6 protein-coding genes are annotated in these 11,045 nt (G+C 36.3%); 4 read left to right on the forward strand and 2 right to left on the reverse strand.

Annotated features, from left to right (window positions below; genetic code table 11):
* Positions 1-36 precede the first annotated feature (36 nt).
* Complete coding sequence (locus LUA86_RS13465) at positions 37-915, forward strand: DUF808 domain-containing protein (protein ID WP_231463561.1); 879 nt, start codon at positions 37-39, stop codon at positions 913-915.
* Between the two features lie 3 nt (positions 916-918).
* On the opposite strand, the gene LUA86_RS13470 is transcribed toward LUA86_RS13465, so the two are convergent.
* Together LUA86_RS13470 and LUA86_RS13475 are read right to left on the reverse strand one after the other, a co-directional pair.
* A complete protein-coding gene (locus LUA86_RS13470) occupies positions 919-1,734 on the reverse strand; it encodes a response regulator (protein WP_231463563.1) in 816 nt (271 codons plus the stop codon).
* Positions 1,719-4,889, reverse strand: a complete 3,171-nt coding sequence (locus LUA86_RS13475; RefSeq protein WP_231463565.1) for a two-component regulator propeller domain-containing protein — start codon at positions 4,887-4,889, stop codon at positions 1,719-1,721. Before LUA86_RS13475 ends, LUA86_RS13470 begins: the two co-directional genes overlap by 16 nt.
* 299 nt (positions 4,890-5,188) lie before the next feature.
* Here LUA86_RS13475 and LUA86_RS13480 point away from each other — a divergent pair, with 299 nt between their 5' ends.
* From LUA86_RS13480 to LUA86_RS13490, 3 genes are read left to right on the forward strand one after another with little or no spacing between them, the layout of a single operon-like run.
* The gene (locus LUA86_RS13480; protein ID WP_231463567.1) at positions 5,189-8,395 is read left to right on the forward strand and encodes a TonB-dependent receptor; all 3,207 of its coding nucleotides are present in this window, start codon (positions 5,189-5,191) and stop codon (positions 8,393-8,395) included.
* 17 nt (positions 8,396-8,412) lie between these two features.
* On the forward strand, positions 8,413-10,314 hold the full coding sequence (locus LUA86_RS13485) for a RagB/SusD family nutrient uptake outer membrane protein (RefSeq protein WP_231463569.1): 1,902 nt from the start codon (positions 8,413-8,415) through the stop codon (positions 10,312-10,314).
* 1 nt (position 10,315) lies between these two features.
* On the forward strand, positions 10,316-11,038 hold the full coding sequence (locus LUA86_RS13490; protein WP_231463571.1) for a DUF3823 domain-containing protein: 723 nt from the start codon (positions 10,316-10,318) through the stop codon (positions 11,036-11,038).
* Positions 11,039-11,045 lie beyond the last annotated feature (7 nt).

The raw sequence follows: 11,045 nt of genomic DNA on the forward strand, positions 1-11,045 counted from the left end.
AATGTATAATTTGCGGCAGATAAAAAGGTACAATTTATGGCTTCGGGTTTTTTTGCAATTTTAGATGATATAGCAGCGTTAATGGATGATGTGGCGGTTACCGCCAAAATTGCAACAAAAAAAACAGCTGGTATTTTAGGCGATGATTTGGCTGTAAATGCCGAAAAGGCTACGGGTTTTTTATCTTCAAGAGAAATACCTGTATTGTGGGCAATTACCAAAGGCTCTCTTATTAACAAAATTATTATTGTACCTATTGCCTTGTTGCTCAACGTATTTTTTCCGATTGCGATAAAGTACATCTTAATTTTAGGTGGTTTATACCTGGCTTATGAAGGCGTAGAGAAAATTATAGAATTTCTTTTCCATCGGCCTAAACCAACTAAAAAGGTTGTAGAAAAAGTGCTTGAACGTGATGATGAGGCCGAAAAAGCGAAGGTAAAATCGGCAATTACAACAGATTTTATACTTTCGGTAGAGATTGTAATTATTGCTTTGGGAACTGTTTTGGATAAAAGTTTAACCATGCAGATTTTAACCGTTTCAGTGGTAGCAATTTTAGCAACAGTAGGCGTTTACGGCATTGTTGCACTAATTGTTAGAATGGATGATGCTGGTTTTAAATTGATAAAAAAATCTAACGATAAAGGTTTTTTATCGGGTTTAGGACATATTTTAGTTAAAGCCCTTCCATTAATTATTAAAGCTTTGGGCGTTATTGGCACTATTGCGTTAATTTTGGTTGCCGGAGGTATTTTCAATCATAATATCGATTACATTCATCATATTTTTCCAACGATGCTAACCTTTATCAAAGAGTTGGCTTTAGGTTTAATTGCTGGTTTATTAATGGTTCCTGTTGCTTTAGGAATCAAGAAAATATTTGCTTCCTTTAAAAAATCAGATAGCAGGTAATTGTTATTTTTTGATGTTTTTCGATTGAATATATTCTGATGGAGACATGCCGAATTGTTTAGAGAAATTACGTCCAAAATGCGTTTGAGAGCTATAACCAACCTTTTCAGATATTTCATAAATCTTCAAATCGCCATCATTTAGTAACTCTGCAGCTTTTTTTAGGCGGGCAATGTTTATTAATTCGTTCGGACTTAAATTTGAAATAGATTTTATTTTTCGGTACAATGTCGGGCGGCTCATGTTCATGTGCTCTGCCAGGTGTTCTACATCCAACTCAGGGTTATCTAATTGGTTGTTAATTAGGTTATGAAGCTTTTCTAAGAAATGTTCATCGCTTTTAGAATAAGCCATTGTTTTAATATGGATTAAAGGAGAACTCGCAAAGTATGCTTTGATTTTATTTCTGTTTTTAATTAAAGATGCAACCTGAACCTGCAAAAATTCAGGCGAAAAAGGTTTTTCAACATAAGCATCGGCGCCTAATTCCAAACCTTCAATTTTGGCTTGTAAACTGTTTTTTGCAGTGAGTAAAATTACAGGGATGTGGCTAAATTCAAGGCTGGATTTCATTCTTTCGCAAAGCTGATAACCGTCCATTTCGGGCATCATTACATCGCTAATTACTAACTGTACAATTTCCTGGCTTAAAATCTGCAAAGCTTCATTACCATTTCTTGCCGTTAAAACCTGATATTTTTCACTTAAATCATCAGCTATAAAATCCAGAATTTCTTCTTCATCATCAACCAGTAAAACCACAAATTTTTCTGCTTTATCTTCTTTGCTGAGTAGGTTGTTCGCTATTGTTTTTTCCATTGTCCTTTCAAGTTAAATTCGATAAGTTGATGTATTGGGAGTTCGAGCACGAATATGTTTTGACTAAGGTTATTTGTTGTAGCAAATAAATTCCCGTCATGCAATTCTGCCAGTGATTTTGAAATTGAAAGGCCTATTCCTGTGCCTTGCTTAATTTGCTGTTCGGTTGCCCTGAAAAAAGGTTCAAATATTTTATTTCTTAAATCTGCCGCTATGGTTGGCCCATCGTTTACGACTTCAATTTTAAATAAATCTGCATTTTCATCCTCAATCACCAATTTTATTTCTGTCAGTTTTTCGCCGTATTTAATTGCATTATCCGTTAGGTTACTAATAATTTTGTAAAATGCCTCGGTATCTACATAAGCAAAAAATGGCGCTTCGGGCATTGTAAGTAAAAAGATAAGATTTTTTTCTTCAGCCATTGGCTGAAAAATCAGGTTTATTTCTTTCAGAAATTCTGAAATGTTTGCCTTTACAAAATTTAGCGAGAAGCCGTTTACTTCTGTTTTTCTAAAATCTAATAACTGATTAGTCAGCTTCAACAATCGGTCGGTATTCCGATTCATAACCCTTAGGTTTTTCTCAATGAAAGGAACGGTTGCGGCTTGCTTAATTACTTTTTCCATTGGTCCTTTAATTAAGGTTAATGGCGTTCTTATCTCGTGGGCAATGTTGGTAAAAAATTCTATTTTAGCCTGATATATTTCTTTTTCCTTTTTGTTCTCAAAAAGTTCTATCCTTCGGTTTGTTCTGGCTTCCATTTTTAAATGGTAGCCCCGAATGGTAAAATAAGCAATGCCTATTAATAGTATAGCGTAAATTAAATAAGCTAAGTTACTTTCGTAAAAGGGTGGGAGGATTGTTATTGCAACCCGGGGGTTGTGCTCACTCCAGTTCCCGGCGCCATTTATTAAAGCTTTAACTTCAAAAACATAGTTTCCGGCAGCTAATTTTGTGAAATATACTTTCCTGTTGGTTTTTAAATAAATCCATTTATTACTCAAACCTTCCATTCGGTAAGCATACTGGGTCATATCTGGCGATACGTAACTTAAGGCTGCAAAATCAATACTGAATGAAGATTGTGAATCATTAAGCTTTATATTATCTGTATATAAAATTGATTTATTTAGTACCGAATCCTGGCTGGAAATTTTACTTTCTTCATTATCAATCTGGAAACCGGTTAATTTAATTGATGGCGTAACTGCATAATTTTTTAAATCTTCTGGTTTAAAACTGATTAAACCCCTTACACTACCAAAATAAATTCTTCTGTCATCATCTTTAAAACCTGAGTTATAATTAAACTGATCGGTAAGCAAACCATTTGAACGGGAATAAACTTTTACCGATTTATCTACCGGATTGTAATTTATTAAGCCACGTGTGCTACCAATCCACAATTTTTTATATTCATCTTCAATAATTCTGAAAAGAAAATTACTTGGCAACCCATCCTTGCTGGTAATGCGGGTAAAGTTATTTTCTTTTGGATTATAAAGATTTAGTCCACCACCATCTGTGCTTATCCAAATGTTCTTCTTGCTATCTTGTAAAACGCCGTTTATGGTGTTGTGGCTTAGGCTTTTGATGTTTTTCGGGTCGTTTTTATATTGGGAAACATCATTTCTATCCAATCTAAAACGGATTATTCCATCGTTAAAAGTTCCGGCCCAAATATGCCCATCGCTATCTTCGGTTATAACCTCATAAAATACAACCGGTATATTGTCTACCAACTCAAAATCATCGTTTTTCCTGTCGTAGCGGTACAATCCGGAAATGGTTGCAACCAGAATTTCGCCTTTGCGGGTTTTATAAAAACTAACGATAAAATTTGTACGTAATTTATTGCCTTTACCAGCAGAATAATGTTTGATAACTTTCTTTGTTTTAATGTCTAAGATATCCAGTCCATGTTCAAAAGTTCCAATCCAGAGCTTATTTCCATCAACCAATAAACCATGGATGTTATAATAAGAAATACTTGTTGGCTTTCCATTCGGAAGAAAATTTGAGAATAATCCGGTTTTAACATCGAGCATATTTAGTCCGGCGTCTTCAGTACCAATCCATAAATTACCGTTAGCATCTTTACAAATTTCCCTAACATCGCTACCGCTGATGGCGTTGTTATCTCTTTGCGGAAAATACTTTGTAAATATTGAATACTGACTTGAATAATAATTTACACCGCCAAAATAAGTGCCTGCCCAAATGCCGTTTTCGCGATCTTTAAAAACGGTGTAAATGGCGTTATCTGTAAGCGAATACAGGTTGCTGTACTGTTTTTTTAATCGGATAACTTTTTTACTTGAGTAAATGTAGATGCCCGATTCGGTCGCCACCCAGAATTCGTCCGGGCCGGCTTGTATAATATCTCTAACATAGATAGATGTTTTGTCATCATTAAAAGTTAAAATATCTTTAATTAAACCGGTTGTTCTATCAAATAATTTAATGCCCTGGTTTGCCGTTCCAATTAGGATTTTCTGGTTACCAACATCAAGTGTTCGGTTTGCCCAACTACTTTCCTGAGGGTTTGTTTTACTCATCACAAAGTGAGATTTAAAATCCTTTTTCGCTGGATTATACTCTTCAATAGTGCCTTGCATGGTACTAATCCAAATACTACCATCATGCATCACCGAAACAGAATTTGCATCAAATGGAGCATTTTTGCCAAAAGCATACAATTTTTTTAGCTTGGTATTGTAGATGTAGACTCGTGATAAAGAAATAATCCACAGATTACCTTGCTTATCGGAGTTTAAATCATTTATTCTGAAATTTTCTGTACCCTTTATAATTACAAATTGTTCGGTTTGTGGGATGAATTGGTAAACACCATTATTTGTACCTATCCAGAGTCTGTTATCCGAATCTTTGTGCAAATCGTAAACTAAATCGTTACCCAGGCTACCTGACTGATCTGCATCATGCCGGTAAGTTTTAAATTGGTAACCATCAAACCTGTTTAGGCCATCTTTAGTACCAAACCACATAAAGCCATTTTCATCTTGCGCAGTACAAAAAACAGTATTATTTGATAAGCCATTCTCAACCTGGTAGTGCCGGAAATAGTAAGGCTGAGCAGAAGAAATTTCTGCCAGAAGCAATATCAGGGTTAAAAAAAATAACTTTTTCAAGTGGTAAACATTTGGCTAATTAAGATACTGCACAAGGCTTATTAATAATACGAAATCATTTTTGAAATTATATGTAGAATTGATGATACAATTTTAATAATAATTGAATTGGAACATTTTAAAACGATTTAGTATCTAAGTGAAGATAGATAATATTTTACTGAGAAATAGAAACAAATTGAAGAAATATTGATACAAATTGATAGAATAGTCACACCTGAAATCGTCCATATTTGAAATATAATAATTCGGGCGGTAAAAAACTTCCCGATTAGTAACTAACCAAAATAAACTATTTTATGAAAAAAACTTTATCCTCTTCCGGAGGAGGGGCTATGAATTACTCGTGGCTTTCGCCTCAAAAAAACGGTTTTAAGAAGTATAATTTTTCCCTTATTGGAAGTTGCCTCTTATTTTTATTGTTATGTACAAATTTTCAAGCATTTGCCCAAACCGTTATTACCGGAACTGTAGCTGATGAAAAAGGGGAGAAAATTGCAGGCGCTAGCGTTAAGGTAAAAGGTGCTACAACTATTACCAGCACAAACGATTCAGGAGATTTTAAAATTACCGTTCAAGATAAAAATGCAACTTTAGTTGTTGCTTTTGTGGGTTATAACTCGTTAGAATATCCTTTAAATGGTTCGTCAAATATTCGAATCAGATTGGTCCCATCTACAAGCGATTTAAATGATGTAATTGTTGTGGGTTATGGTACACAAAAGAGAGAATCCATCACCGGGGCGGTTGCAACCATCACCAGTAAAGATTTTGAGCGTGTACACGGTGGTGCAACGGTAAGTACAGGTTTGGCAGGTAAGCTTCCAGGTGTTTCTTTCCGTATGCCTGATGGCAGACCAGGTGCTAGCGCAAATATTCAAATCAGAAACATGGGCGATCCGCTTTATGTTATTGATGGTATTCAGCAGGATGCTGGTCAGTTTAATAACATTTCGCCTAATGACATCGAAAGTATAACCGTATTAAAAGATGCTTCAGCGGCCATTTATGGTAGTCGCTCGGCAAATGGTGTTATCATTGTAACCACAAAACGTGGTGCGAACAGCACCAGAAATACTTTTAGTGTTGATGCTTACACAGGCTGGCAAAATTGGGTTCGTTTTCCTGAAACTACCGATGCTTACACCTACATGTTAGGTAAAGCAACGGCAGAATTAAACGGAACCGGAACAACCGCGATTACCCAGGCAGAGCTTGATAAATGGAGGGCCGGCACTGAGTATGGTTATCAAAGCCAAAATTGGAGAGATTTAATTATTGCACCAAACGCACCACAGTATTCTGTTAACCTAAATGCATCTGGTGGTACAGATAAATTAACGTATTACATCTCGGCAACGCGTTTAGACCAAAAAGGCGTTTACGGTACAGCAAGAGAATTTGAATTTAACAGAACCAATATTCAAAGTAATGTTTCTGCAAAAATTACCGACCGCTTTAAGGTAAGCATGTTATTAAACGGTAGGATTGAAACCCGCGACCAACCGGGTGTACCGGGTGGAGATGATTATTTTGCTGCAAGATTTGCGCTGCTACGTAACCGCCCAACAGAGCAAGCCTATGCAAATGGTAATCCACTTTATCCAAATGATATTGGGCACAATACCGAGAATTTTGCTGTACAAAGTAAAGCTTTAACCGGCTACTGGCGCTCGGACTGGAGAGTTTTACAAACCAATTTAACTGCCGATTATGATACGCCTATTAAAGGTTTAAGTTTAAAAGGTTTATACTCTTACTACATCGCAGATAACGTAATCAACGGCCACGAGTATACTTACGATGTTTATACCTATCGCCCTGAAACCGGGATTTACGAAAAGAAAGTTGGTAGTTCGAATCCTTATCGCGAAAGAAGAAACGAAAAAGTTATTACCAATACTTACCAGTTACATGCTAATTACAACCGTACATTTGGTAAGCATACGCTTGGTGCATTGTTGTTGGCAGAAAGGTTAGATCGTTTCCGTACTTATACCTTCCAACATGCGGTACCAAAAACAAATGTTTTACCTGTATTGCAATTTGCAGATTTAGATGGGCAAGATTACACCGACCAACAGCAGGAAGAAGCCCGTATTGGTTACGTAACGCGTTTAAATTATAATTTCGACAATAAATATTACTTCGAATTTTCTGGAAGAAGAGATGCATCATGGAAATTTTCTCCCGATCGCCGCGTAGGTTATTTCCCTTCGGCATCTGTTGGCTGGAGAATTAGCCAGGAAGGCTTTATGAAGAAATTGCTTGGTGAAAACAGCATCTTAACTGATTTCAAATTCAGAGGTTCTTATGGTGTTTTGGGTGATGATAACATTAATATCGATCCATTTGCCTATTTACCTGGCTATACTTATAATGTTGGTACCGCTATTCTGGATGGGCAAACTATCGTTACCTCTAGAGATAAAGGACCAATTATTAACAATTTAAGCTGGTTTAAGAGTAAAATCGCTGATATAGGTGCAGATTTCTCTTTATTCGATGGAAAACTAAGTGGTTCTGCAGATTATTTCTATCGTAAACGTACTGGTTTAAGAGGTACTAAAAATGATATTTTAGTTCCTGCAGAACTTGGTTATAATTTAAGCGATGAAAACATAAACAGTGATGCACAATATGGAGGTGAGTTTATGCTTAGCTATCGAAATAAAGTTGGTGAGCTTAATTATAATGTTAGCGGTAACGCATCACTTTCTAGAAGTAAATTTTTAGATTCATATAAACCACGTTTTAATAACTCTATAGATCAGTATCGTAATTCTAGAGAAAACAGATATAATAACATTTTCTGGGGTTATGAAGTTACTGGCCAATTTCAAAGTGTTGAGGAAATTAATAATTCCAAAATAAATATGGATGGACGTGGTAACCGTACGTTGCTTCCGGGAGATTTAATTTACAAAGATCAGAATGGTGATGGTGTAATAGATGGCTTGGATGAAAGGCCAATTGGTTACACAACAACCGGTCAGCCGAATTTAATGTTTGGTTTCTCTATCGGTTTATCTTACAAGGGATTTGATTTTGTTGCAGATTTTTCTGGTGGTTCGATGTACTCATGGAACCAAAACTGGGAGCAAAGATGGCCATTCCAAAATGGTGGTGCATTGCTGCAAAACTTTGCCGATGATAGCTGGCACAGGGCAAATCCTTACGATTTAAACAGTCAATGGCTTCCTGGAAAATATCCGGCCATGCGATATAACGATAACTCATTGAGTAACTACAATAAAAACTCTACGTTTTGGTTGCATAATGTAACCTATTTAAGGGCTCGTACCATCGAATTGGGTTACACTATTCCAAAGAAATGGTCGGAGAAAATTAAAATTCAAAATGCCAGAGTTTATGTAAACGGATATAACCTGTTCTCTTTAGATAATCTAAAAAGTTATGGTGTAGATCCTGAAATTGCTGATGATAATGGTTTGCAATATCCACAGAATAAGTTTGTTAACGTGGGTTTTAAATTATCGCTATAAACTTCAAATCGAATACAATGAAAAAATTTATATATACATTATCTGCAGTTGCGCTGTTATCCTTTTCGCAATCGTGTAAAAAAGATTCAGAATTTTTAAATAAGCAACCTACAAATACCTTAAGTGTAGATGCAACCTGGAAAGATGCCAATCTGGTGCTTTCGGTAATGGGCGATTTATATGATCGTTTTCCAGATTTCCAAAGGGTAGAATCATGGTGGTTGTATACCGATTTTGATGAGGGTTTTGCATCTGCCGGAGGCGATTATTTTCGCCATCAAAACATAGAATATAATTATGATTCGTGGAATTATTGGGATTATGGTTACATCCGCGATATCAATTTATTTATTAAACGTGGTGAAGAATCTACCAGTTTATCGGCTGCCGATAAAAACAGATTTATTGCCGAAGCAAGGTTTATCCGTGCTGGTGTTTATTTTGAAATGGTTAAAAGAATGGGTGGTGTACCCATTATAACTGAGGTTTTAGAATATGATTATAGTGGCGACCCAACTTATTTACAACGTGCCCGTGCAAAAGAATCAGAAGTTTATGATTTTATAATTTCTGAGTTGGAAGCTGTTAAAGGCATACTGCCAAATGCAGCGAATGTACAAAGTCGTGCAAGTAAAGCCGCTGCATTAGCAATGGAATCAAGAGCAGCACTTTATGCAGCATCTATTGCAAAGTATGGCGCTTCAACACCATCAGTATCTTTAGCGGGTGGCGAGGTAGGCATACCGGCAACAATGGCGCAGGCTTATTATAAAAAATCTCTTGACGCTGCGAAAGAAATTATTGCAGATGGTAAATACACTTTGTATAGCAAAAACCCTAATTTATCCGAAAATTTTGCCTCATTATTTACGGATAAAGGCAATAATACTGAAATGATTTTTGTGAAAGATTTTAAACTTAAAACCAATAAGGCGCATGGTTTTACCATTGAAAATCAACCACGCTCATCTGCAGAGGAGCAACAGGGTGGAAGGTTAAACCCATCTTTAAATCTGGTTCAATCTTTTGAAAAATTAGATAATACTTTCGCTTCTTTACCTAATGTTGATGCTGCCGGAAACACACTTTATTATACCAATATCGGCGATATTTTTACCGGGAGAGATGCAAGATTAGCTGGAACGGTTATTTTGCCTGGTTCGCAATTTAAGGGTAAAACAGTTGATATTTGGGCAGGTTACCAGCTTGCCGGTGGTGCCACAGTTACTGGCGATAATTTCGGCCAGATTAAAACCAATGTTTTACCCGGTAATACAGGTGCGGTACAGGTTGTTGGTGGCGATGGTCCGGTTGATGGACTTGAGTTTAGCGCTCAATCTGGTTTTTACATTCGTAAATTTTTAGATCCTGCAGCAGGTTCGGGTCAGATAGGTACGCGAAGTGAAGTTTGGTGGGTACGTTATCGCTATGCGGAAGTTTTACTAAACGCTGCAGAAGCAAGTTTCGAAATGGGCGATGCCGCAGGTGCAGCTTCATATTTAAAACCGGTTAGAGATCGTGCTGGTTTAACCACAGCGCTTACAGGAACTCAAATTACTTTTGATCGTATTGTACATGAGCGCAAAGTTGAATTGGCTTTTGAAGGACATGAGCTTTGGGATATGAAAAGATGGAGATTAGCCGATAAAGTTTGGAATGGAAATTCAATGAGCACTGCCGATTTTACCAATGCATCAAATATCGGTGCATCAACAAAACAGAGCACACAGGTTTATGGCTTATGGCCTTACAAATATTATAATCCAGGCGATCCGAATCACAATAAATACATTTTTAAAGTCGTAAAACCTAGTCGTGTTACGGCAGCTCACCGTTTCCGTTTAGGTAATTACTATTCATTTATCAACCAGGATATTATCAACAGAAATCCAAAGATTGTTAGAAACCCAAATCAATAATATGTTAACAAGATATATAGATATGAAAACCAGATATTTTTTAGCCATAGCACTAATGGTTGCAGTGTTTGTTAGCTCTTGCAAAAAGGATAATTACGATGCACCTGAGGTTGATTTTAATGGCAGGCTTGTGTATAAAGGCGAAGCCATCAACGTACAATATGGTAACGTTAATTTTGAATTGTGGCAACCAGGTTTTGGTAATAACGGAGCAATTAACGTAAATGTAAATCAGGAAGGTGGTTTCTCTGCAAAATTGTTTAATGGTAATTACAAACTTGTTTTTTCCGCAAATCAAGGTCCTTTTTTATGGCCTAAAAATGCAGCTGGCAGACAAGATACCATACAGCTAAATTTGAACGGTAGTAAAACAATGGATATTGAAATTGTACCTTATTATATGATTAGAAATGGCGTTATAACTGCTGCTGCCGGTAAAGTAAATGCAAGTTGCAAACTCGAGAAAATTATTACTGATGCAAACGCTAAAAATATTGAAAGTGTTAGCCTTTATGTAAATAAAACGCAGTTTGTAGATGGTTCTAATAACCTTGCAACACAAACTATTAGTGGCGCTGCCATAGCCGATTTAAATAACCTAAATATGGTTGTTAACATACCAAGCATTGTGCCTACACAGAATTACGTTTTTGCCCGCATAGGCGTAAAAATTACAGGCGTAGAAGATTTAATATTTACACCCGTCTCTAAATTAACCTATTAGTTTTCCT

Origin of the sequence: Pedobacter sp. Leaf132, from assembly GCF_920984695.1 — a bacterium.
Classification (GTDB): domain Bacteria; phylum Bacteroidota; class Bacteroidia; order Sphingobacteriales; family Sphingobacteriaceae; genus Pedobacter.